This window comes from Thioalkalivibrio sp. ALJ21, assembly GCF_000378605.1.
Taxonomy (GTDB): Bacteria; Pseudomonadota; Gammaproteobacteria; order Ectothiorhodospirales; family Ectothiorhodospiraceae; genus Thioalkalivibrio.
Map to the genome: position 1 here is coordinate 395,244 of NZ_KB905155.1, position 23,296 is coordinate 418,539.

The 23,296-nt window shown below is 64.4% G+C and carries 21 protein-coding genes; 7 read left to right on the plus strand and 14 right to left on the minus strand.

What is annotated here, in order from left to right; translation table 11 throughout:
- The first annotated feature begins 89 nt into the window (after positions 1 to 89).
- Entirely contained in the window at positions 90 to 1,520 is a 1,431-nt protein-coding gene (locus F579_RS0101905; protein WP_026301063.1) for a sigma-54 dependent transcriptional regulator, read from the plus strand.
- A 127-nt stretch (positions 1,521 to 1,647) separates the two neighbouring features.
- Positions 1,648 to 2,637 (plus strand): transporter, encoded by a 990-nt coding sequence (locus F579_RS0101910; RefSeq protein WP_026301062.1) that lies wholly within the window; start codon positions 1,648 to 1,650, stop codon positions 2,635 to 2,637.
- A gap of 23 nt (positions 2,638 to 2,660) precedes the next feature.
- Here the strand turns inward: F579_RS0101910 and F579_RS0101915 are convergent, their stop codons facing one another.
- The 6 genes from F579_RS0101915 to F579_RS0101940 all read right to left on the minus strand — a co-directional run bounded on the left by F579_RS0101915 (position 2,661) and on the right by F579_RS0101940 (position 6,802).
- Positions 2,661 to 3,167: a hypothetical protein gene (locus F579_RS0101915; protein ID WP_019024518.1), complete on the minus strand. Its 507-nt coding sequence runs from the start codon at positions 3,165 to 3,167 to the stop codon at positions 2,661 to 2,663.
- Complete coding sequence (locus tag F579_RS0101920; RefSeq protein ID WP_019024517.1) at positions 3,164 to 3,871, minus strand: C39 family peptidase; 708 nt, start codon at positions 3,869 to 3,871, stop codon at positions 3,164 to 3,166. Before F579_RS0101920 ends, F579_RS0101915 begins: the two co-directional genes overlap by 4 nt.
- Before the next feature lie 10 nt (positions 3,872 to 3,881).
- A complete protein-coding gene (locus F579_RS0101925; RefSeq protein WP_019024516.1) occupies positions 3,882 to 4,214 on the minus strand; it encodes a hypothetical protein in 333 nt (110 codons plus the stop codon).
- Between the two features lie 138 nt (positions 4,215 to 4,352).
- Positions 4,353 to 5,216 (minus strand): hypothetical protein, encoded by an 864-nt coding sequence (locus tag F579_RS0101930; RefSeq protein WP_019024515.1) that lies wholly within the window; start codon positions 5,214 to 5,216, stop codon positions 4,353 to 4,355.
- Between the two features lie 436 nt (positions 5,217 to 5,652).
- On the minus strand, positions 5,653 to 5,976 hold the full coding sequence (gene fdxA, locus F579_RS0101935; protein WP_019024514.1) for a ferredoxin FdxA: 324 nt from the start codon (positions 5,974 to 5,976) through the stop codon (positions 5,653 to 5,655).
- Between the two features lie 178 nt (positions 5,977 to 6,154).
- Positions 6,155 to 6,802, minus strand: coding sequence for an ERCC4 domain-containing protein (locus F579_RS0101940; RefSeq protein WP_019024513.1), 648 nt, complete (start codon positions 6,800 to 6,802; stop codon positions 6,155 to 6,157).
- A gap of 186 nt (positions 6,803 to 6,988) precedes the next feature.
- Between F579_RS0101940 and F579_RS0101945 the strand changes: the two genes are divergently transcribed.
- On the plus strand, positions 6,989 to 7,360 hold the full coding sequence (locus F579_RS0101945; RefSeq protein ID WP_019024512.1) for a hypothetical protein: 372 nt from the start codon (positions 6,989 to 6,991) through the stop codon (positions 7,358 to 7,360).
- 58 nt (positions 7,361 to 7,418) lie between these two features.
- On the opposite strand, the gene F579_RS0101950 is transcribed toward F579_RS0101945, so the two are convergent.
- Together F579_RS0101950 and F579_RS0101955 are read right to left on the minus strand one after the other, a co-directional pair.
- A complete protein-coding gene (locus tag F579_RS0101950; RefSeq protein ID WP_019024511.1) occupies positions 7,419 to 9,755 on the minus strand; it encodes an EAL domain-containing protein in 2,337 nt (778 codons plus the stop codon).
- 248 nt (positions 9,756 to 10,003) lie between these two features.
- The gene (locus F579_RS0101955) at positions 10,004 to 12,532 is read right to left on the minus strand and encodes an EAL domain-containing protein (RefSeq protein ID WP_026301061.1); all 2,529 of its coding nucleotides are present in this window, start codon (positions 12,530 to 12,532) and stop codon (positions 10,004 to 10,006) included.
- A 487-nt stretch (positions 12,533 to 13,019) separates the two neighbouring features.
- On the opposite strand from F579_RS0101955, the gene F579_RS0101960 reads away from it, so the two are divergent.
- On the plus strand, positions 13,020 to 14,333 hold the full coding sequence (locus F579_RS0101960) for a DEAD/DEAH box helicase (protein WP_038029299.1): 1,314 nt from the start codon (positions 13,020 to 13,022) through the stop codon (positions 14,331 to 14,333).
- Positions 14,334 to 14,514: 181 nt separating this feature from the next.
- Complete coding sequence (locus F579_RS0101965; protein ID WP_019024508.1) at positions 14,515 to 15,750, plus strand: methyl-accepting chemotaxis protein; 1,236 nt, start codon at positions 14,515 to 14,517, stop codon at positions 15,748 to 15,750.
- Positions 15,751 to 16,156: 406 nt separating this feature from the next.
- On the opposite strand, the gene F579_RS0101970 is transcribed toward F579_RS0101965, so the two are convergent.
- From F579_RS0101970 to dapC, 3 genes are read right to left on the minus strand one after another with little or no spacing between them, the layout of a single operon-like run.
- Positions 16,157 to 16,510 (minus strand): ArsC family reductase, encoded by a 354-nt coding sequence (locus F579_RS0101970; RefSeq protein WP_019024507.1) that lies wholly within the window; start codon positions 16,508 to 16,510, stop codon positions 16,157 to 16,159.
- The gene (gene dapD, locus F579_RS0101975; protein ID WP_017925459.1) at positions 16,503 to 17,324 is read right to left on the minus strand and encodes a 2,3,4,5-tetrahydropyridine-2,6-dicarboxylate N-succinyltransferase; all 822 of its coding nucleotides are present in this window, start codon (positions 17,322 to 17,324) and stop codon (positions 16,503 to 16,505) included. Before dapD ends, F579_RS0101970 begins: the two co-directional genes overlap by 8 nt.
- A 12-nt stretch (positions 17,325 to 17,336) precedes the next feature.
- On the minus strand, positions 17,337 to 18,548 hold the full coding sequence (gene dapC, locus F579_RS0101980) for a succinyldiaminopimelate transaminase (RefSeq protein WP_019024506.1): 1,212 nt from the start codon (positions 18,546 to 18,548) through the stop codon (positions 17,337 to 17,339).
- Positions 18,549 to 18,787: 239 nt separating this feature from the next.
- On the opposite strand from dapC, the gene F579_RS0101985 reads away from it, so the two are divergent.
- Positions 18,788 to 19,711 (plus strand): MBL fold metallo-hydrolase, encoded by a 924-nt coding sequence (locus tag F579_RS0101985; protein WP_026301059.1) that lies wholly within the window; start codon positions 18,788 to 18,790, stop codon positions 19,709 to 19,711.
- Between the two features lie 17 nt (positions 19,712 to 19,728).
- Here the strand turns inward: F579_RS0101985 and F579_RS0101990 are convergent, their stop codons facing one another.
- The 3 genes from F579_RS0101990 to F579_RS0102000 form a co-directional block, all read right to left on the minus strand.
- Positions 19,729 to 20,457 carry a glycosyltransferase gene (locus F579_RS0101990; RefSeq protein ID WP_019024504.1) on the minus strand — a complete coding sequence of 243 codons (729 nt, stop codon included), beginning with the start codon at positions 20,455 to 20,457 and terminating at the stop codon, positions 19,729 to 19,731.
- Between the two features lie 8 nt (positions 20,458 to 20,465).
- Positions 20,466 to 20,786 carry a rhodanese-like domain-containing protein gene (locus F579_RS0101995; protein WP_019024503.1) on the minus strand — a complete coding sequence of 107 codons (321 nt, stop codon included), beginning with the start codon at positions 20,784 to 20,786 and terminating at the stop codon, positions 20,466 to 20,468.
- A 120-nt stretch (positions 20,787 to 20,906) separates the two neighbouring features.
- Positions 20,907 to 21,296 carry a hypothetical protein gene (locus tag F579_RS0102000; protein WP_019025559.1) on the minus strand — a complete coding sequence of 130 codons (390 nt, stop codon included), beginning with the start codon at positions 21,294 to 21,296 and terminating at the stop codon, positions 20,907 to 20,909.
- Positions 21,297 to 22,613: 1,317 nt separating this feature from the next.
- Between F579_RS0102000 and F579_RS0102005 the strand changes: the two genes are divergently transcribed.
- On the plus strand, positions 22,614 to 23,255 hold the full coding sequence (locus F579_RS0102005; RefSeq protein WP_018174392.1) for a TetR/AcrR family transcriptional regulator: 642 nt from the start codon (positions 22,614 to 22,616) through the stop codon (positions 23,253 to 23,255).
- The last annotated feature ends 41 nt before the right edge of the window (positions 23,256 to 23,296 follow it).

The following is a 23,296-nucleotide window of genomic DNA, read 5'->3' on the forward strand; positions in this document are numbered from 1 at the left end:
CTGAACTTGCAGCGATGGATCGGTTGAATCGAGTTGGCCAGTAGAGCTGGATCAGAACAATAGGGACGGGCATGGCCGGATCGCGAAGGTTGAATGGTTCCTTTTTGCGGTCGGTGGATGGTGGGACTTTCCTGCCCCGGGGGGATTCCGACGAATCGCGTTATGCACTGCAGCGTGCGTGTGCCACTGCGATGGTGCGCGAAGTGGCATGGGTGGACGGTGGCGGAGGAGCGGGGGAATCAATGCCGAGCTTCTCCGATGCCTGGAGGCTGTGGCGCGTCCCGGGGGCGGGTGGCCTGGCCGAGGGCGCGCTCAGCAAGATTCGTGTTGGGCTTGTCGATCTGGGCAGCCCTGTCCCGAACTGGGTGACCGAGTTTGTACACACCCATCAGCACGTGAAGTGGATTGCGCTGGTGCACCCGGATCTATTACTGCAAGACGATGTTCGCGAGCTGATCCGCGAGTCCTGTTACGACTTCCACACCCTGCCGTTCGACCAGGCCCGCCTTGAAATCACGCTGGGCCGGGCATGCGGGATGGCGGCGCTGGAGGCGCGGCCTGCGCGCCCCACCCGGGGTGTCGAGTCGGACCATATCCCCATCGTCGGTCATAGCCCGGTGATGCAGGGACTGGCCCGTCAGATCGAGCGGGTCGCGGGCTCCGAGGCACCGGTGCTCTTTCAGGGCGAGAGCGGGACCGGCAAGGAGCTGGCTGCACTGGCGGTGCACCGTCATTCACGGCGCGCGAACGGGCCGTTTGTCGCCGTAAACTGCGGGGCTTTGCCGGCGCAACTGATCCAGTCGGAACTGTTTGGCCACGAGGCGGGTGCCTTTACCGGGGCGGGCCGACGCAAGGTCGGGCAGTTCGAACTCGCGCATGGCGGCACGCTGTTGCTGGACGAGATTGGCGATCTCAGTCTGGAGCTACAGGTCAATCTGCTGCGTTTTCTGCAAGAGGGAACGCTGGTGCGGCTCGGTGGGTTGCAACCCATCAAGGTGGATGTACGGGTGCTCGCGGCGACCCATGTCGCGCTGGACGAGGCCGTCGAGACCGGTCGTTTCCGCGAGGACCTCTACTACCGCCTGAATGTCATCCAGCTGGATGTGCCCCCGTTGCGTGAGCGGGGCACGGATTTGAAAGAACTCGCGCGCTTCTATTTCGAGCAGTTCCGCAGCCAGAACCCGCGACTGCGCGGCTTTACCCAGGCCGCGTGGCAGGCGATGTACGCCCATGCCTGGCCCGGCAACGTACGCGAGCTGGTGAACCGGGTGCGGCGGGCGGTCACGATGGCGGAGGGCCGCCTGATTCGGCCGGAGGATCTGGGGCTGGCCGGTTCGGGCAATGCCGAGAAGCCGCTAACGCTGGCCCAGGCGCGCTCGACCGCCGAAAGGGAATTGCTGATCAAGGTGCTGGGCCAGTGCGACAACAATGTCTCGCGTGCCGCGCGCCAGTTGGGGGTGGGCCGGATGACGCTCTACCGCCTGCTCGACAAGTACGGGCTGCGTTCCAGTGCGCCCTGAATCTTGTGACGGGGAAGAGGGTGGCCCTTGCGTAACAGTTCGGCCCCTGGGGCCATGGAGAACGACGGTGGAAAAGCGATGGGTCAGGAGAAGTGGTTTTTTAGGGGTGGTGCCGCTGTGTATTGGGCTGGCCGGGCCGGCCGTGGGCCAGGAGGCTCGCGAGGCGGTCGGGGACGCCCCGGCGGACTCGGGCCCCGAGGTGACGGTCTTCGAGGAGCGTGGTGTGCTCACACCGAAGGGGCAGTGGGTGGTGGAGCCCTCCTTGTCGTACGTGCACAGCAGCTCGCTGGATGTGTCGATCGAGGGATTCACCATCATCCCGGCCCTGGCGATCGGGCTGATTGATGTCAGCGAGACGGAGCGCGATACGCTGACCGCGGCGGTGAGCTTTCGCTACGGCCTGACCGAGCGCCTCGAGGTCGGCATGAAGATCCCCTATGTCTACCGCGAGCAGCAGGTGCGTCGGCGGGATATCCTCGAGGCGACCGCGCTGGAGCGGGTGACCGGCTCCACCGGTCAGGGACTGGGCGATATCGAGTTCGGCGTGTCCTATCAGTTCAACATGGCGGATCGAGGCCGGCCGTTCTTTATCGGCAACCTCAAGGCGAAGAGCACGACCGGGAAGGGGCCCTTCGATGTCGCCCGCCGCGAGATCCTGGACGACGAGGGCAATCGCCTGGGCGAGATCTTCCTCGAGCAGCCCACGGGTTCCGGGTTCTGGAGCATCCAGCCCAGCGTGACGATGATCTACCCGACCGACCCGGCGGTCATATTCGCGAACGTCAGCTATCTCTGGAACATCGAGCGCGATGTGGGCGATGGCTATGGCAAGGTCAATCCCGGCGACGCGGTCGGGATGAGTCTGGGGATGGCGATCAGCCTGAACGACCGCACCTCGATGAGCTTTGGCTACGATCACAGCACGGTATTCCGGACACGGGTGGAGAACGAGAGCGGGCTGGAGCCCGTATTCGGGCGGCGCCAGGTCGGGACCGTGCTGTGGGGGATCTCGCACCGGCTGACGGACCGCACCAGTGTGAATTTCTCGCTTGGTGTCGGGGCGACCGAGGCCGCACCGGATGTGCAGGCCACCCTGCGGGTGCCGATCCGTTTTTGAGGGGCGTTGCCGTGGCGGAGGGTTCAGAAGCCTCCGCCACGCTCGAGCATGTGCTGTTCCAGTGCCCGGCCCAGGTCCCCGCGCGGCATCTGCAGATTGCCAAGCTCCAGTTGCAGGATGGTCTGGTGGCGGATGTCCTGTCCGTCGAGTTCGTTCTGAATCGCAGTGACCCAGCCCATGCCCGAGGTCCAGCTTTCCGCCGGCATCGCGCCCCCGGTCTGGATGACGACCGAACGCAGGTCGGTGCCGGGCCAGTGGGAGCCGCTGGCAATATCGCTCAGGGGGCGCAGGGTGGAGTGGTTGATTACCTCGCCATTGAGTGAGGTGATCTGTTCCAGTCCGATCGATATCTCCAGACCATCGCGCCCGAAGAAGCCGCCGCGCTGGGTCTCCAGTACCGAATCCGGTACCACGCGCTCGTCACCAAGCGGTGGCAGGACATCCAGGGCGTGAGCCGTGGTGGCGCATGTCGCACTGGCCAGCATAGCGGCCAGGATGCAGCAGGGCAGGCGTTTCATCATGGCGCTCACCAGTCGCTCGCGCGGGGCAGATGCAGGGTGAAGCTCGCCAGATCGCTGCGCACGACACCCGATTCGATCGGCGCGCGGGTCACGGCGGCCCAGGTTTCCGAGGCATTGAAGTGATGCCGGGCGAGGTCCACGTCCTCGCGGATGATGAACAGGATGTCGTTGACCCAGACCCGCTGGAACTCGTGGCGGGTATAGCTCTTGACCCCTAGCGCGGGATCTCCGACCAGTATCCGCCCGCCTTCGATCCCCTTGATCACCACGAAGTGGCGATAGCCGCGGGTCTCGATCATCGCGATCGCCGGCACCCCGAGGTTCTCGAGGTCGTCCAGCCCGATGCGAAAGCCGTCGGCGGGCAGGCCCTTCTGGCCCTCCAGGTAGTGCTTCATGTCGAGCATGGAGAAGCCCTGCTCGCGGATCAGGTCCTGGTCGCCGTGGCGGAACATGCTGTCAAAGGTCTCGACCTCGGTGGTGGGGCGGTCGTAGTGATACGTGAGCAGGGTGGCCAGGGCGGCGGAGCCGCAGCTGAAGTCGTAACGCTGTGGGACGATGGAGCGAAAGCGCAGGTCTTTCAGGCTCTCCACTGGCACATTCATGCTGCCGATCATGCCCGGGAACTGGGCCCCACTGGCCCATGCAGACAGGGTGGGTGAAAACATCAGAGTGGTGGTGATGACTGCGCAGAGGAACCATCGGCGGATGGGCATCGGTGATTCCTCAGGGGTTGATCGTGATATTCACGATCATCGATTCCTGTATGGCGACGTTATTGCCGCTGTTCTGAATGACCGTGGAGATCCCTCGGGCGTTGTCGAAGGCACCGGCCGCCACGAAGTTCTTGCCGGTTGTGGAGTTCACGGCGTGGTTGTTCGCAAGGTCGATGCGCGAATGGATCTGACCGAGCTGGATATTGGTTACGCCCTGGCGTGCCCGTTGCGCGTCCAGGGTGGCCAGATCGACCACCTCATAGGCGTCGGGACCCGAGCCGAGCAGCAGTGTATCGCCGGCCGGCGAGACGTCGGCATGGGCGATGGCTGTCACCAGCAGCATGCCGGCGGACAGAAAGGCAGCAGAAACGATGCCGCCCCGGTGGGCTGACGGATTACACATGACCGGACCCTCTTGCATGGCAGGGAGAATGCGGCGGGGATGGTCCCCGCCGCATGCCGTTCCGACACGCGGTGTCGGTTAGTTGCCCAGGTTCAGATGTGCCTGCACCGAGACCTGCTGCTGGGTCAGGCTGTTCGCGCCGCTGTTCTGCGAGACCTGGGTAATCCCCGCCGGAGCCACGAAGGAATCCGAGCCGATGTAGTTGTGGCTCTCCTGGTTGGCATGACCCGCGATGTCGACGTAGTTCCCGGTCACGGTACCCGACAGCTCGTTCTGGCTGACCACGGCGTTCACCTGCAGCGTCGTGTTGAAGCTGTCCGTCGCGGTGCTGTTGCCGGAATCCATGATTGCCAGGCTGTTGTCGGAGTTGTCGCTCTGGTCACGGGTCACCGAGGCGGTGGAGCCGTTGTTGGCCGCCGCGCTGTTGTCGTCCGCATTGGCCGAGCTGTTATCCGAGTTGTCGTTACCCGAATCCGAAATGTTCAGGCTGTTGTCGGAACTGTCATTGCCCGAATCAGCGATGTTGGTACTGTTATCGGAGCTGTCGTTCCCGGAGTCCGAGATATTCAGGCTGTTGTCCGAATTGTCATTGCCGGAATCCGAGACGGTGGTGTTGCCCGAGTCGGCGATGTTCGTGCTGTTGTCGGAGCTGTCGTTCCCGGAGTCGGAGATATTCAGGCTGTTATCCGAGCTGTCATTGCCGGAGTCCGAGACGTTGGTGCTGTTGTCCGAGCTGTTGGACAGGTCGGAGTCATTAATCGCGACCGCCTGGGAATACTCGTTCGCCGAGGCGCCGCCGCCATCGGCCGAGGAGGTGGCGGTGGCGGTTTGATCACCGACTTCGCCATCGGCGGTATTGGTCGGGTTGGCCAGGGCCAGGCCCGAGCTCAGGCCGAAGGCCAGGGCGATAGCGGAAGCAATCAGGGTCTTTTTGAAGTTCATGGCTTTGTCTCCATTGGCTAGCTAGCAATAGACGGTTGTCGTAGCCCCCGGTACACGTGGCCCGTGCTACGCAACAACCCAACTAGCAGGAGTTGGGCCAGTGGAAGAGTTGTCTGGTAAAACAATGACTTATTACGTGGAGGGGTATCGCGATTGGACGCAATCTGTGCCATCCGCGATACAGTGCGCTCGCTCGGGAGCGGCCGTGTGGTGTCTAACCCTTTGAGTTAACTACAGAATTTTTTTTCGCGTCAGTGAATCACCGAGGAGACACCAGGTACGCCAGCTGAGGTGGCCGCGGGCGGACTTGCAGGGTAGAGGGGGTGGTGGCGGTCGGGAAGGAGGCCGTTGCAGCGCATCGGGAGATGCAGAGGGGGCGCCTGGCAGGTGGATGCAGCGAGATTGTGGGGCTGCCTGGCAGCCCCTTTGATGCGGATTAGCGTTCCAGATGCTTCAGCTTGCCCTCGACGCCGTCCCACTCCTCGGCGTCTTCCGGCGGATCCTTGCGCGCGGTGATCACCGGCCAGGTGCGCGAGAGTTCGGCATTCAGCTCGATAAACTCGAGCTGGTCCTCCGGGACGTCGTCCTCCGGCACAATGGCCTCGGCCGGGCACTCCGGCTCGCAGAGCGTGCAGTCGATGCACTCGTCAGGGTCGATCGCGAGGAAGTTGGGGCCTTCGTGGAAGCAGTCGACCGGGCAGACCTCGACGCAATCGGTGTACTTGCACTTGATGCAGTTCTCGAGAACGACAAACGTCATGGGTTTCTCCCTGAAATCAGTGAATTGCGGTCCCGCCTTCCGGTGGTCTGGCGAGCGCCGCCGCGCGTGGCCCCGGGGCCTGCGCATGGGCTACAGCGCGCATTGTAACGTCAGGCGGGGGGCGAGACACGTGAATCCTCGCACCCTGCGGGATCAAGGAAACACTGATCAGTGTTTCCTAACCCTTGCGGCTCCCATGGGTCACGACGGACTCGATGCGCTGGGCGCGTTCCAGGTCCATGCCATCGACCTCGGCTAGCTGCTCCGCATCCGTATTCAGCACATCGCGCACGCTGCCGAACTGGCGCAGCAGGTCCCGGGCCAGATCGGGTTCCACACCGGGCAGGCCGCTGACAATGAACTCCGCCGCTGCACGGCGCTTTTCGGGCTTGGCGGGCCGCGCGATTGGGTCGGGGTCCACCTGGGCGTTCATGCCCAGCAGGTAGATCAGCATGCCGCTGGTGTCTTCGTCATTGGACGGCAGCACACTGATCCCGAGCGCGATCGTCAGGTGCGTCAGGGCGCGATGGATGTCCAGCGCCTGCTGGTGGAAGCGGGGCTCGTAGAGATCCCCCTCGACCACGTAGATCACCTTTTCATGCGTTGCCTTCAGCTTGGCGGCGTTCTCCCACAGGGTCTGGTCCACGACGCTCAGGACCATGTCGGTGGCGGACTTGCGCTCCACGACGACCCCATTGGGGAGTTCGTAGTCGCCGACATCGAGATCGACGAACTCCAGCTCCACGCCCTCCAGGCGCTCGAGGCGCTGGATGATCTTGCCCTGTTCGCGGCGATCCACGCGGATCGGGAGATGCAACTGACTCATGCGGTGTACTCCATTGCAGTGAATTCGCCGAGTGTAGGGGGCTCGAACCCGGGGGCCCAAAAGGCCCGATCTTCCCCATGTCTCCGCCCGCTTCTCTCGGGCGTGCGAAAGCGAGGATGTCCCCTATACTCGGATGGGCATGCCGAACGATGCATGCCGGATATAACGAAAACACAGGAGGGAGTGATGGCGATTCAGATCGCGATTGTTGGGCTGGGCCGCGTGGGGGGCCGTTTTCTGGAACTGCTGCTGGATAGCGATACGCCGGGAATGGAGATTTGCGCGGTATCGGAACAGGGCGACACCGATGGCCGCAAATTGGCGCAGGCGCGCGGGATTCCGGTGGAATCGGTCGAGGAAATCCTGGCCCGTGGCGATCAGGTGGATGTGGTCTATGACCTGACGGGGCAGGCCGAGGTACGCCAGCGCCTTCGCGAGGGGATGCAGCGTGGGGGTAATCGCCACACCGTGGTGGCGCCCGAGGTCATGGCGCATCTGACCTGGTCGCTGCTGACGCACGAGGCCCCGCCGGACGTCCACGCGAACATGGGCTACTGACCAGGGGTTAACCGGGCGGTCGGGGTTCGTTCCCGGCCGCACCGGTGTTCCACGGTATTCAGCCGGCGACCGATCCGGAACGCCGGCTTTCCGCGACCGGAACAGGACACGGTTCCAGGGGCTCCGGCACATGGAGTCCGAAGCCCTGGGCATAGTCCACACCCACCAGCCGCAGGGCGTCCATCAGGCTCTCGTGCGAGACACACTCCGCGACCGTCTGGACCCCGATCACCCGTCCGATGTGGTGAATGCTCTCGACCATCGCGCGGCTGACCCGGTCCTCCGCCATGTCACGCACGAAGCTGCCATCGATCTTCAGGTAGTCGACCTTTAGTGTCTTGAGATAGCCGAACGAGGCCATACCCGTCCCGAAGTCGTCCAGGGAGAAGTGGCAGCCTATGCCGCGCAACTCGCGGATGAAGCGGCTGGCCTGGCTCAGGTTGGCGATCGCGGCGGTCTCGGTAATCTCGAAACAGATTCGGCTGGGTTCGACGCCGCTTTGTCCGATCTGGTCAATGATGTAGTCCAGCATGCCTCGGTCGCAGAGGGACTGGCCGGACAGGTTCACGGCGAAGTGGCCTTCGGTATCGGTGTCAGTGGCGGCGTGCTGAAAAACCCGCTTGATGACCCAGCGATCGATCGCGGGCATCTGCCCGTAGCGCTCTGCGGCGGGGATGAAGGTGGACGGCAGGACGACCGTGCCGTCCTCCTCGACCATGCGCAGCAGGACCTCGGTGTGTGTCGGTTCGTCACCGGAGACCGGGACGATCTTTTGTCCGTGTAGCCAGAACCGGTTGTGCTGCAGGGCATGGGTAATGCGCTGGACGCAGTTCATCTCGCCCTGGCAATGCGACAGCTCGGCATCCCCGCTCCGCGAGACATGGATGCGGTTGCGTCCCTGTTCCTTGGCCAGATAGCAGGCGGCGTCGGCCTCGCTCATGTACTGCACCGTGTCTTTCACGTGCCCGAACACCGGGACGACCCCGATGCTGATCCCGACGCGGAAGATCCGTCCCTGCCACTCGAACCGGTAGTTGTCGACGGTTGTGCGCAGGGTCTCCGCGATGCGTTCCGCCTGCACCAGCGGGCAGTTCGACAGCAGCACGCCAAACTCGTCGCCTCCCAGGCGTGCCAGGGTGTCGCTCTCGCGCAGCTGGCTGTGCAGCTGCGAGGTCAGCTGGCACAACAGGTCGTCGCCTGCCCCGTGTCCGCAGGTGTCGTTGACCAGCTTGAACTGGTCCAGGTCCATGTAGAGCAGGGCGTGTTCGCGGTTTTCCTGCTGGGCCGTGGCCACCAGCTGGCTCAGGCGCCGCTCGAACTCCGCACGGTTGGCCAGCGAGGTCAGGCAATCGTGTGTGGCGGCCCAGGACAGCTCGCGGGCCATCTCGCGCGCCTTGGAGACATCGCGGAACACCAGGGCCGCGCCGATGGTGGTGCCGTCGCGGTCACGGATGGGGGCCGAGACCTCTTCGATCGCGTGTTCGCGACCCTCGGCCGAGATCAGGATGGCCTCTTGATCCAGCGTACAGGCCGTGCCGTCCGGCATGCGTTCGGTCAGCGGATGGTGGAGCCGCTCGCCGGTGGACTCCCGGATGATGTGGAACACGCTTGCGAGGGGTTGGTTGTAGGCGGACGCCTGGTCCCATCCCGTCAGGTGTTCGGCGACCGGGTTGAGGTAGTCGACCCGGCCCTCGAGGTCCGTGGTGATCACGCCATCGCCAATGGCGTGCAATGTGACCTGGGCGCGTTCCTTTTCTTCGTGCAGTGCGGATTCGATCCGCCGCGTATGACGCAGGACACCCAGCGTGATCAGCACACCCATCAGTAGGGCGGCGCCGCCGAGCACCAGCATCAGGACGACCGCGGTACGGTATTGACGCGCGGTGTCGCGCACGGCTGTCAGTCCGGCCTCCTGCTGAAGGTTGATCATCGCGTCCAGGTGTTCCAGCACGCGCCCCTGTTTCGGGATAGCCTCCGCGAGCAGCCAGCTCGTCGCCTCGTCGGTCTCGCCGTCCAGGATGTGGTCGAGCACGCGTTCCTGGACCTGAACCGCGCGCTCGGTCAGTCCGCGGGATTCGTCCAGCAGCCGCTGCTCGGCGGCCGTCATCGGCATCGCATCCAGCTGCTGGCGGTTGTACATGAACTTCGAGGCATGGCCACGAAAGGTCATGATCCCTTCATCGAGGTCGAACGGGTCGGTGGTGATCGACAGCTGGAGCAGGGTTACCGAGCGTTCGCGGGCGGCGTTGCGCATGTTGCCCAGCAGCTCGGTCTTCACGTTGTGTTCGTGGACGATCAGCTCGAGGCGGTCGTGCACCTGAGCCATACGATTCAGGCCCAGCGCGATCAGCGCGGCCATCAACACGAGCACGATGGTAAACCCGAGTCCAATCACCCAGGTGGAACGGCTGCGCAGCTCCGGCGGCGCGCTGCCGCCTGGCCCGGATGCCGGCCCTTTGTGAAATCTCCCTGCCACGCCCACTCCCTGTGTCGCGAGGGGGCTCGGCCGAGCTGGCGTCCCCCTTCCTTCTTTTTATGACCCGTTCATTCCAGGCGTTATGTTGCTGATTCAATGGGAGTGTTAGCTGACTGTCAAACAGTGAATGCTAATGCATGTTCAAAGTGCAGCTAGCAGGGCGGGTTTCAGGCATCCAGTTTCGAGTGGACCGTGGCACGGAACTCCTCCACCGAAAGCGCGGGCGAGTAGAACCAGCCCTGGTACAGGTCGCAGCCTTCTCTGCGCAGAAAGGCGAGCTGCTCGGCTGTCTCGACGCCCTCGGCCACCAGCTTCAGGTGCAGGCTGTGGCCGAGCCCCATCACCGAGCGCAGGATCATCTCGGCGTCGCGGTCGTGTCCGATCTCGGCGATAAACGAGCGGTCGATCTTGATCTTGTCGATCGGCAGCGACTTCAGATAGGCGAGCGAGGAATACCCGGTGCCGAAATCATCCAGCGATACGCGCACACCGAGCGCCTTGAGCCCGGAGAGGTGCTCGCGTGTGAGGTCGACATCGGCCATCGCTACGGTCTCGGTCACCTCGATCTCGAGGCGTCCGGGCGAAGCTCCGGCCTCCTTTAGCGCCGCTGCAAGTCGGGAGACCAGATCCGGCTGGCGGAACTGAAGCGCCGAGACGTTGATGCAAATGGACGTGTCGACACCCTGTTGTGCCCAGTCGGCCAGTTGCTGGCAGGCGCGACGGATCACCCAGTCGCCGAGCGGCAGAATCAACCCGTTGGCCTCGGCGCTGGGGATAAAGCGCGATGGTGGTACGGCACCCAGTTCCGGATCGTTCCAGCGGAGCAGGGCCTCGGCGGCGGTGACGGCCCCGGTGTGGGCATCGATTAACGGCTGGAAATAGAGTTCCAGCTGGTCGTGCTCCAGCGCGTGTTTCAGTCGCTCCTGGAGCTGCTGTTCCGCACGTACCTGGGCATCCAGGTGTTCGGAATAGAACGCGTACGTGTTGCGCCCGGACCGCTTCGCCTCGTACATCGCCATGTCGGCATAGCGCACCAGGGTGTTCGCGTCCCGCGCATCCTGCGGGAACAGCGCGATGCCGAGACTGGCACTCGAGCTGAACTGGCGCGTGGGGCCGGTGTGAAACGGCCGGTCGAACTGCGCCAGGATCTCCTGGGCCAGTTCGCCGATCTGCAGCTCATCCGTAATCTCGGGGAGCAGGATCATGAACTCGTCGCCGCCAAAACGCCCGATTGTGGCGTCGGTGCCCGCTGCGTCCTTCAGGCGTTGAGCCACTTCGCGCAGCAGTTCGTCACCCTCGTGGTGTCCGAAGGTGTCGTTGATCATCTTGAAGTGGTCGAGATCGAGCAGCATCACCGCAATGCGATGATCGTGGCGGCTGGCATGGGCAATGCTCTGGGCAAGCCGATCGTGCAGGAGCCAACGGTTGGGCAGGCCGGTCAGGCTGTCGTGGGTCGCCTGGTGCTGGATGCGGGCCTCGCGGCGCTGGCGGTCCGAAATGTCGCGGATAAACGCGGTGATGCGCCGCCCGCCCTGGTCCTCGAAGGCATTCAGGCTGACGTCGACCGGAAACTCGGTACCGTCGAGTCGGCGTCCACGCAGATCGGGTACCTGGCCCATGGTGCGCTCCGAGATATTGTCACCCTGCTGCAAGCGGACCGATTGGTGGTGTGCGCGCAGGCGCTCCGGGATCAGGGTCTCCACGGGCTGGCCAATCAGATGCCGTCGCGGGTAACCGAACAGCCGTTCGAGGTTGCGATTCGCCATCAGGATGGTGCCGTCGCCGTCGGTCACCAGTACCCCGTCCGGCGCGGTGTCGATCAGTTGCTCGTAGCGTTGCTGGCGCAGCTCGACATCCCGGTGGGCGGCTCGGAGTTGTGCCATGGGGGCGCGTACGCTTTCGATGAAAACGGCCCAGTAGATCAGCGCATAGGCCGCCACCTTGTAGACGTGGCCGAGTACAAAGAAGCCGTCGGACAGGTTGTCGTACAGGGTAAAGAATACCTCGCTGGCCATCAGGACCATCAGCGCGGCGGCCACCAGCGGCATCCCCGGGCGCTGCATGAGCTGCGGACGCAGCAGCAGGACCAGCAGGGTGGCGGCGTGCAGGGCCACCACCACGCCCTCCAGCGCGATCTTGAATGGCGTTAGTCCCTCGCCCGGGATGAAGAGCGCCGGGATGCGCTGTTCGTGCCATAACCCCACCCAGGCAAGCACCGCGACCAGCACCAATGCACCCACCAGCATTCCTCTGGGAGCGGGTCCCCGGCTTCTCGGGATCAAGGGGAGTGCCACATACAGCAGGAGCGCCGTTGCGGCGACGAGCCGCGCGGCCAGCCAGAAGAAGATGGTTTGTTGCGAGGAATTGGGCGTGACGAAATCCGGCATCTGCGGATAGGTCATCAGGTGCAGGAAATCCAGCAGGCCTACAGCGAGAAACCCAGTGGCAAGGACCAGTGTGGCCATTACCCGACGCCGGTCGCGCACATGATAGGCGACCGCGAACACCCCGATCGCCACGACCACCGCGAACAGTTCGGTCGCGGTGTGGAATGCGGTCATATGCTCGAGCGGGACCAGCGGCGGGACGGGGATGCCGACCATCCAGAGCAGTACGGGCAGCATGAACAGCGCCAGCAGTGCCAGCCACATCAAGGGCATATGAGGTGGAGCCGGGGAGCGGGGAAGGGCGTTCATCGAGGCCCCTGAGCGACACGACTCATGAGCACGCTCGGGGTCGGGCGTGGCGACCCATCGCTCGGGCGGTTGCCCCGGACGTACTGCATCATCGTGCCCCTCCACAGTCGGCAACGGACGATCGAACTACTGGATGTATGCCGTTGCCGTGAGGCACGCGCGTCTGACCCTGGGTGCAACGGATCCGTATCGCTGGATCTGCGTCACCCGGCCATCCCTGGCGCGTTTATTCTTATAATCCCCGCATTATACGATCGTTTTTGGAATCAGCCCAGATTCTTTACCGTGGGAATTGGGTATTCAGAGAAAATCCGCGGAGAATCACTTGCTTTCACCTTCTGACCCGGTATAGTGGCCTCACCGAACGCCCCGCCCGTCAGCGTCCGTTCACTGATCCGGAACCCTTTCGGTTCCCGTCCCCCCGATTTCGTCATACCCCGATGGGTGCCCCTCGATTGCGAGCGGCGGGTAGCCGTTGGAGTAATGCATGTCTTCTGTTTCTTCTTTTGCCGACCTTGGGTTGGCCGAATCCCTTTTGCGTGCGCTGGACCAGGCCGGATACAAGACGCCGACCCCGATCCAGGCCCAGGCGATCCCCGAAGTCCTGAAAGGCGGGGACCTGCTGGCCGCCGCCCAGACCGGGACCGGCAAGACCGCCGGCTTTACCCTGCCGATCCTGCAGCGACTGACCGATGGCCCGGCGCCCGAGCGCAAGCCGGGGCGCCCGCGGGCCCTGATCCTGACGCCGACGCGCGAGCTGGCCGCTCAGGTCCATGATTCAGTCCGTACCTACGGCCGTCATCTGTCGCTGAAGTCGATGACCATCTTCGGCGGTGTGAACATGAACCCGCAGATCAAGGCGCTGCGTGGCCCGATGGATATCGTCGTGGCCACCCCGGGTCGCCTGCTGGACCATGCCAACCAGAAGACGATTGACCTCTCCGGTATCGAGATCCTGGTGCTGGACGAGGCCGATCGCATGCTGGACATGGGCTTCATCCGCGACATTCGTCGGCTGATTGGCCTGATGCCGAAAAAGCGCCAGAACCTGATGTTCTCGGCGACCTTCTCCGGCGAGATCCGCACACTTGCCTCGAGCCTGCTGAACAAGCCGGCCGAGGTCGACGTGGCTCCGCGCAATACCGCCGCCGAGACCGTGCAGCAGACGGTGCATCTGGTGGAGAGCAGCCGCAAGCGCGAGCTGTTGAGCCATCTGATCCGCACCAACGACTGGGGCCAGGTGCTGGTATTCACCCGTACCAAGCATGGTGCCAATCGCCTCGCACAGAAACTGACGCAGGACGGCGTGCCCTCCGAGGCGATCCATGGCAACAAGAGCCAGGCGGCCCGCACCAAGGCGCTCAAGCAGTTCAAGACCGGGGCCGTGCCGGTGCTCGTCGCGACCGACATCGCGGCGCGCGGCCTGGATATCGACCAGCTGCCGCAGGTGGTCAACTTCGAGCTGCCGAATGTGCCGGAAGACTACGTGCACCGCATTGGCCGTACCGGTCGTGCCGGCGCCGCCGGTGCCGCACTGTCGCTGGTGGATGGCGAAGAGATGAAGCTCCTGAAGGGCATCGAGCGCCTGATCCAGCGTCCGATCGAACGCATCCAAACCGAGGGCTTCGCGGCCCCGAAGCCGGCGGCCAACGATGGCAATGGCCAGCGCCGTGGCGGCAAGCCGGGCGGTGGTGCGCGCAATGGCAAGCCGCGCCAGGGCCGTGGCGGCAAGCCTGGTGGTAACCGCGGCGCTGGCCAGGGTCGTGCGGCCCAGGGCAATCGGGCTGCGCGCGGCCGCTAGATCCCCGGCCGTCCTGACCGCACCCGCCCGCGTCCTCCATGGGGACGCGGGCTTTTTTGTGTTCGCGAACCTGCGGTCGACTTGATCCGGATCACCTGCTCTTGAAGGCGCCTGCGCGAAGATGGGCGTGCTATCAAGAAGCGGCCACTCTGGCCGTTATAGCGGGGAAAGGAGGGACCCCATGAACCGGCTTCTGAAGATCGGCGGACTGCGCCTCAAGCTTGTGATCCTTGTGATTCTCGTCAGTACCATCCCGCTCTCGATCATGGGTGGGGTGACCTTCCACACCATGAAGGGCGACCTGGCGGCGAATGTCGACGCAGCGCTGGTCGATCAGTTGTGGTGGCTCCTCTGGGGCCTGTGGGTGGTGGCCTTTCTGATTGCGCTGGCGATCGGCTGGTTTGCGGCCAACATGCTCGTGCGGCCGCTGGAACGGCTGGCATCGGGGCTGGAGGCGATCGCCTCCGGTCAGGCGGATCTTGGCCATCGGGTCGAGGTCGCGACCGACGACGAGATTGGCCGCACCAGTACCGCGTTCAACGCGGTCATGGAGCGTCTGTCGGGCCTGATCACGCAGGTGGCGGATGCAGCCGACGGGATCGCCGCCTCGGCGCGCCAGCTGGAGGGTCGCAGCAACGAGTTGAGTCGCGAGACCGATGATCAGCGCTCGGATGTCGAGCAGGTGGTCACCGCAATGAACCAGATGTCCGCGACCGTGCAGGAGGTGGCCAACAACACCCAGAGCACGGCGGAGAGCGCCGGGCAGGCCACTCGCGCGGCCGAGGGCGGGCGCAATGTGGTCCAGGCGACCCAGGGGTCGATCAACGCCCTGGCCAGCGAGATCCGCAAGGCCAGTACGGTGATCGACGAGCTCAAGGGTGACTCCGACAATATCGGCTCCATCCTCGAGGTGATCGAGGAGATTGCCGAGAAGACCAACCTGCTGGCCCTCAACGCCGCGATCGAGGCGGCCAGGGCTGGTGAGGCGGGGCGTGGCTTTGCCGTAGTCGCCGACGAGGTGCGCCATCTGGCCCAGCGTACCAATGACTCCACCGGCGAGATCCGCGAGATCATTCAGCGCCTGCAGGGTGCGGCCGGCAAGGCCGTGCAGGCGATGGAGGTCAGTCAGCAGCAGGCCGAGTCCTCGGTCAGCAAGGCCGGCGAGGCGGAGGAGACGCTGGAATACATCCACGACTCCGTGACCACCATCGACGACATGACGCGCCAGGTCGCCTCGGCGACCGAGCAGCAGAGTCAGGTCGCCGAGGAGATCAACCGCAACATCCACCACATCAACGACATCGCAGTACGCAGCGCCGAAGGCGCCCGCGAGATGCAGGAGGCCGTCGAGGCCCTGGAAGGCCTCGCCGAACGCCTCCAGGCCGAGGTAGCCGGCTTCCGCCAGCAACCCGCCTGACACCCGGGGCCTGTCCCTTGCCACCTTCGTTGTGGTGGGGTCTGGTTCGTCGTCTGGTGTTTACGGCGCCTTCGTCCGGCCGCCTGCCAAGCGCTCACTCGCGAGCGCGCCGCGAGGTACTTTCGTGCTTGCCCAAGAAAGCACCCGTCGAGGCGCACCCGGATTCCGCCCGGGAACCTTGCTCCAGGGTCCTCGGGCCGGGGTCGCGGCAGTCGGGCGTGTTTCTTGGGTACTTCTTTGCACGAGCAAAGAAGCCAGTTGTTGATCAAAAACGGGCGCGGCGCGCTGGCGAGACAGCGCATGGCAGGCGGCCAGCCGAAGCCACCGTAAACACCGAAGGGCGAACCAGGGCCCAGCCATAACCACGCCGGCTAGAGCGACGAACGCCGGAGCCCGCTAGAAAAAGTTAGCCAGCCCCAAGCTCACTCGCGGTCGTCGCATCCCAGCCAACGTATACGTCGTCGCCACGCTCGATGACCGGGCGCTTGATCAGCGTCGGATGTTCGAGCATCAGGGCAATCGCACGCTCCTGGTCGATGGCCTCACGCGTATCCTCGGGGAGCTGGCGCCAGGTGGTGCCACGGCGGTTGACGAGGGCCTCCCAGCCAACGGCATCCACCCAGCGGCGCAACTGCGCCTCCTCGAGCCCGTCCTTGCGAAAGTCCACAAAGCGGAAGTCGACGCCGGCCGCATCCAGCGCCCGGCGTGCCCTGCGTACGGTGTCGCAGTTGGCGATCCCGTAGAGCGTGACCTCAGACATCGCGCAGCAGGGCGTTCAGGCCGACCTTGGCCTTGGTCTTCTCGTCCACACGCTTCACGATGACCGCGCAGTACAGCGAGTACTTGCCATCCTTCGACGGCAGGTTGCCCGGCACCACGACCGCGCCGGCCGGCACGCGACCGTACAGGATCTCATCGTTCTCGCGGTCGTAGATGCGGGTGGACTGGCCGAGGTACACGCCCATGGAGATCACCGCGCCTTCCTCGACGATCACGCCCTCGACCACCTCGGAGCGTGCACCGATAAAGCAGTTGTCTTCGATGATGGTCGGGGCGGCCTGCAGTGGCTCCAGCACGCCACCGATGCCGACGCCGCCGGACAGGTGCACGTTCTTGCCGATCTGCGCGCAGGAACCGACGGTGGCCCAGGTATCGACCATCGTGCCTTCGTCGACGTAGGCGCCGATGTTCACGTAGGAGGGCATCAGCACCACGTTGGGAGCGATGTAGCTGCCGCGGCGGGCGGTGGCCGGCGGCACCACGCGCACGCCGCCCTCGCGGAAGTCGCGGCTGGAGGTGTCGGCGTACTTGGACGGGACCTTGTCGTAGTAGTTGGTGAAGCCGCCCTTGATGAACTCGTTCTCGGCGATGCGGAACGACAGCAGCACGGCCTTCTTCAGCCACTCGTTGACGACCCAGTCGCCGCCCTTCTTTTCGGCAACGCGGGCCTGGCCGCTGTCGAGCATCTCCATGGCCTCGTTCACGGCATCACGCACGTTGGTTTCCACGTTGCGCGGGTTGATCTCGGCGCGGCTTTCGAAGGCGGTCTCGATGATGCTCTTGATGTCTGACATGAAACTGTCCTTTTAACTATATGAAGATTCGTATTTGTAGATTTCGGCGATACGTTCGGCTGCCTCGATGCAGGCCGCCGGTTCGGCGACCAGTGCCATGCGCACGTGTCCGGCCCCGGGATTGTGCCCGGTCTCGGGGTCGGTGCGGGAGAGGTAGCGCCCGGCCAGCACCGTGACGCCGGCTTCGGCATACAGGCGACGGGCGAAGGTCTCGTCGTCGCCATCCGGCACGCGCGGCCACAGGTAGAACCCTGCGGCGGGCGGCTCAACATCCATGACCTGCTGCAGGATCGGCACGACCGAGGCGAACTTTTCGGCGTACAGCGCGCGATTATCGGCGACATGGGCCTCATCCGCCCAGGCCGCGAGACTGACCGCCTGCGTGGGTGGGGGCAGGGTGCAGCCGTGATAGGTGCGGTACAGCGCGAAGCAGTCGAGCAGGTCGGCATCGCCGGCTACAAACCCCGAGCGCAGCCCCGGCAGGTTGGAGCGTTTGGACAGGCTGTGGAACACAACGCAGCGCTCGAAGCCGGTACGCCCCATGCGCGCCGCCGCCCCGAGCAGGCCGGCCGGTGGCTCCGCATCCGGGTGGTAGATCTCGGAGTAGCACTCGTCCGCCGCGATCACGAAGTCGTGCCGGTCGGCAAGGCCGATCAGCTCCTGCATCGCGGACTCGGACATACAGGCCCCGGCCGGGTTGCCGGGGTTGCAGATGTAGACCAGCTGTACCGCATCCCAGGTCGTGGCATCGATCGCGGAGAAATCCGGCAGATAGCCGTTCTCCGGCGCCAGGTCGTAGAAAGCCGGTTCCGCCCCGGCCAGCAGGGCCGCGCCTTCGTAGATCTGATAGAAGGGGTTCGGCATCAGCACGTGTGCCCCGGGCTTCTCGGTGACGACGGCCTGGGCGATCGCGAACAGGGCCTCGCGGGTACCGCTGACGGGCAGGACCTGCCGGTTGGCGTCCACCCCGTCCAGCCGGAATCGGCGCTGCAGCCACGCGGCGATGGTCTCGCGCAGCGCGGGTTCGCCGCGGGTGGTGGGGTAGTGGTTGTAGCCCTGGAGGGCGTTGTGCAGTGCCGGTTCGACAAACTCCGGGAGCGCATGACGCGGCTCGCCGATCGACAGGGCGATCGGCTCCCGGTCAGCGGGTTGTTCCAGGTCCGCGAACAGCCGGCGCAGGCGTTCAAACGGATAGGGCTGTAGCCGGTCCAGGCGCGGGTTCATGGCGGCTCGGGCGTCGTGTTCGAGGGAAGCGAAAGACCGCGCAGTATACCGGAGCCAGACCCCAATGGGAGATCCACTCGCTTCCTGTGCGGCCAGTGTGGATGCACTGGTTTTGCTCTCGCGCGGGCCATGCGGCAGGCTTGGCCGTTTCCGATCGGGAGCGATGCATGGCGTGCAGTCATGACCACACGGCGCAGGGGAAGCGCGGGGCGACAACCTACCGCAAGGGATTGCATGACCTGGGGAACGGCGCCTGGGCCTATCTGCAACCCGATGGCGGCTGGGGCTGGAGCAATGCCGGGTTGATCCGCGATGGCGAGGAGGCCCTGCTGGTCGATACCTTGTTCGACGAGCGCCTGACGGCCGAGATGCTCGCGCAAATGGATGCCGCGACCGGGATCGGCGCGGGGGATATCAATCTCCTGGTCAATACGCACGCCAATGGTGACCACACCTTTGGCAACCGCCTGGTGCATCAGGCCGAGATCATTGCTTCACAGGCGAGTGCCGACGAGATGCCGGAGCTGCCGCCGGCGATGCTGGCCGGCCTGATGGCGCAAAGCGGCGCGATGGGCGAGGTAGGGCAGTACCTGCAGCGCTCCTTTGGTGCGTTCGATTTCGGTGGGGTGGAGTTGACCCTCCCGACGCGCACCTTTTCCGGGCGGCTGGACCTGACGGTGGGCGACAAGGCCGTGGAGCTGATCGAGGTGGGTCCCGCTCACACGCAGGGGGATGTGCTGGTCCATGTGCCAGCTGACCGGGTCGTATACACCGGCGACATCCTGTTCATCGAAGGGACACCCATCATGTGGGCCGGCCCGGTGGGCAACTGGATCGCCGCGATCGACCGGATCCTGGCGATGGATGTCGAGCTGATCGTGCCCGGCCACGGGCCCATCACCGACAAGGCCGGTGCCCGGCGCGTGCGCGACTATCTGGTGTATATCGATGCGCAGGCGCGGGCGCGTTTCGAAGCAGGAATGCCGGCGGAGGAGGCCGCGTTCGATATCGCGCTGGGCGACTACGCCAACTGGGGGGATGCCGAGCGGATCGCGGTCAACGTGGACACGCTGTACCGCGAGTATCGCGGCGATACCGCACCCCCGGACATCATGCGCCTGCTCACGTTAATGGCGCGTCTCGACGCCGCCCGTCGCCAGTAGCGCGCAACGGGCGCTCATCATCCCTTCGGGCGCGTGTACCAGAACCAGGCCAGCCGGCGCGAGCGCAGGCTCCAGGGCAGCAGCAGGGCCTGCAGCACCACAAGGATGTGCTGGGCGGGGTTGAACCAGTCCGCCTTGCGACCCGAGGTCCTCACGGGTGTCTCCAGCATCCGGAACCGCTGCCCGTGGTGGCGGCCCCAGCGGGCCACCGCGCGCGACAGGAACACCTCCTCGCCCGCATAGACCCGCTCGCTGAAACCGCCGACTGCCTCGAAGGCCTCGCGTGTGCAGAACACGTAGCAGCCGGCGGCGAGTCCCAGCCGAGCCGAAAGGGTGTTCCAGGCCGCCGCACCCCAGCGGTAGATGCGATGGGTCAGGTGATCGAACGCGACGCGGGCTCCGCCGCCGCAGACCTCGCCGCTGTCCAGGGCGTCGAATGTCGCGCGGATCAGCTCGGCGTCCGGCCAGGTATCGGCATCGACGAACAGCAGGTAATCGCCACAGGCGGCCCGGGCACCCGCGTTGCGGGCACGGCTGATGCGCCGCTCCGGCTCGAACACGACCCGGCAACCGCCCTGCTGCGCGATCTGCGGAGTGGAATCCGTAGAGGCATTGTCGACGACGATGATCTCGGTTTTGCGGTCCACGTTGGCGAGGGCCTGCTGCAGCGCCGCCAGGGTGTGCGGAAGCCACTGCGCCTCGTTCCAGGCCGGGACGATGACCGACAGGGCCGGGAGCCCGCGCACAGGGGGTATCAGTAGGTCGCCATATGGGGGTCGACGTCCCGCGCCCAAGCGTCGATGCCGCCGGCCAGATTGATCACCTTGCCGAACCCGGCCCGCTGCAGAAACCAGCACACCTGCTGGCTGCGCACCCCGTGGTGACAGATGACCACGATCTCGTCGTCCGGGTTCAGCTCCTGGTATGCCGCCGGAATCTCGCCCATCGGGATTAGCTTCGAGCCGTCGATGCGGCAGCGCTGGTACTCCCAGGGCTCGCGTACATCCAGCAGCACCGGTGGCTGGTCCGTCTCGGCGAGGTGATCCTGCAATTCCCGGGGGGACATCTGGCGCATGGCGAATTCCGTGTCGGTGGATGCCAACACGCTAAGTTCACAGGGGGTTGGCCGCAAGAGGCCGGCTGCCACGCAGGGATGGTGGGTTCGAGGACGCGCGGGTGGACGGTGGCGGTTGTCTCAACCGCGGCGCAGGCGGTCCTCTTCGCGGCTACGGTCCTCCAGCCAGCGGCTGCCTTCCTCGGGGCCCAGCAGAGTGGCCGCCAGGGCGATCAGGGCGAACACAATCGCGGGTGCGACGGCCCCCGCCAGGCCCAGGATGTAGGCGACGTAGGCGGTGGGTACGGCGACGGCAACCGCCAGTACGACCACGCCCGGATAGGCCATGCGGTAAAGCCAGCGCGGATCGACCGAGAGGGCCAGCACAACGACCGAGCCCAGCAGGCCAAGCAGGATCCAGCCCGTCGCTGCGGCTTCAAACTCCGCGGCCAGCAGGGCGATCGCCAGCACCAGGCCCAGGGCGACGTGCCGCAGGCGGGTGGAGGCCTTTGGTGTGATCAGCGCATCCATCCAGCAGGGACGGAGGCCGGGGATGGAGTCGGGAGCGGGGGCAGTGGTCTGGTACATGAGGGGCTGTTTGTTTGGTCGGTCCGGGCCGCCGCGTTCATACGCCGGCTCGGTTTTTTGGGGCGTTCTACACATGAAAAAGGGCACCCGCATCTGGATGCCCTCTCTCGGGAATATGGCGCGCCCGGAAGGATAGCGGCGGCGCTACGCGCCTGGCCCTTCCGGGTGTCGGCCCGTGGCCGACACGTTCCTCGCTGCGCTCGGGATCGAACCGACGTGTCTGTCCGGAGGTTCGAATCCTTTGGGGCTTTCTACTAATGAAAAAGGGCACCCTGGTGTGAGTGCCCTCTCTCGGGAATATGGCGCGCCCGGAAGGATTCGAACCTCCGACCACCTGGTTCGTAGACAGAATTAGCCTACACGTCACTGGTAGGCCAAAGCCTGCATAGATCGGCATTAATGAACACGGAAAAAACATAACGCTCTGAAAACTAAACGCGAAAAGCCCGTGCGTATCTGACGGATTAACCCTATTGCGCCCGGTTAGAGATGTCACAAAAGGCCTCTAAAGCCTGCCGCCTGTCACGGCGTGTGGCACAGGCCTTACGGGCCCTTTCGACCTCCTGGCGCTTTCAATGGCTGGGTGCTGTGCCGGGCTCGCAGAAGTCATATTCCTGCTATATCGATGCCTCCCAGGTCTCCATGGCTGTAACGCAGAAGAGGAGGCCTAGCTTGCAAGAGGAAGCGCCACCCTTTCTGGGGCTATCGAAATGGCGCATGGAAGCAAGGCGGGCGTCGCACACGTTTCGAGCACGTTGCAAAGAACTTGTGGTGTTGCCGAAGTTGTGGATGACTTCGGAGCGGGAGCGGAAGTCGTTGTTGGTGTGGCATGGGCTCCTATGGTCGGATGCATTTTTGGTCGGATGCATTTTGCGTCGGGGTTTCTGCGTTAAGGTGCGAAGGATGTTCGGCACAACGCGTAGCTTTGCCCGTGAATCTTTAAAAGCCGCTGGGCGAGTCGCTGTGGGCCGGTGGACCGGCACTGGGCACGAAGTTCCTCTGAGCTGGTTGCATCCGTGCCCTTGGGGTTTTGTCGGAGCTGGGGCGCCGCAGCCCCGATCCTGGAGAGACGCAGTCCCGCAATATATGCTTATCGGCGGCCCCGTGGAGTTGACTCGGGTCCTGTTTGTTGCCATCGTACGGACTGACGCGTCCGTCAGCATCGCTTGGGATCGGTCCTCCACGGCTCGACCCCAAGCGAAGTCACAGTGATCGTATTCCGCTTACGTACAGTGGAGAAACAGGGTAGGCCGTTAGTTAATGACACAGCATGACCAGCAGGTTACGACGAAGCGCACGCGGCTCTCGGCGGAGGAGCGGCGGGAGCAGATCCTAGGCGCTGCCGGGCCGCACTTTGCCGAGCACGGGTATCGATGCTCGGATATTCAGCATATCGCGGATGCCATCGGCGTTGGCAAAGGGACCATCTACCGCTACTTCCCGACGAAGGAAGATCTTTTCGTCGCTTGCGTGGAACGCGCGGTTGAAACGATCAACACCCGTGCGTCGGTTGCGGCACAGAGGGGTCGGGATCCGGTAGAGAAGATGCGGCTTGCAGTGCGGTCTTACCTGGAGTTTTTCGATGAACACCCGGAAGTCATCGAGTTATTCATCCAGGAGCGTGCCGAGTTCAGGGATCGAGGAAAGCCGGTGTACTTCGTCCACTGGGAGCGTAACCGGCCTGACTGGAGTGTGTTGATGGATCAGCTCAGGGAGCACGGCCGCTTCCGACAAATAGACTCCGCCGAAGCTGGCCGATTCTTCTCGTACGCCATGTACGGAACGGTTATCGCCCACAGGCTCACGGGCGAAACGTCTTCCTTAGTTGGGCGGACGGACTTAATCGTCGACATCATGCTCCACGGCATGCTTATACCCGATTCTGAGCCGGACACTCTCTGACCCTGACAGGTCGGCGGTCACATCACATCTAAGACTGAACA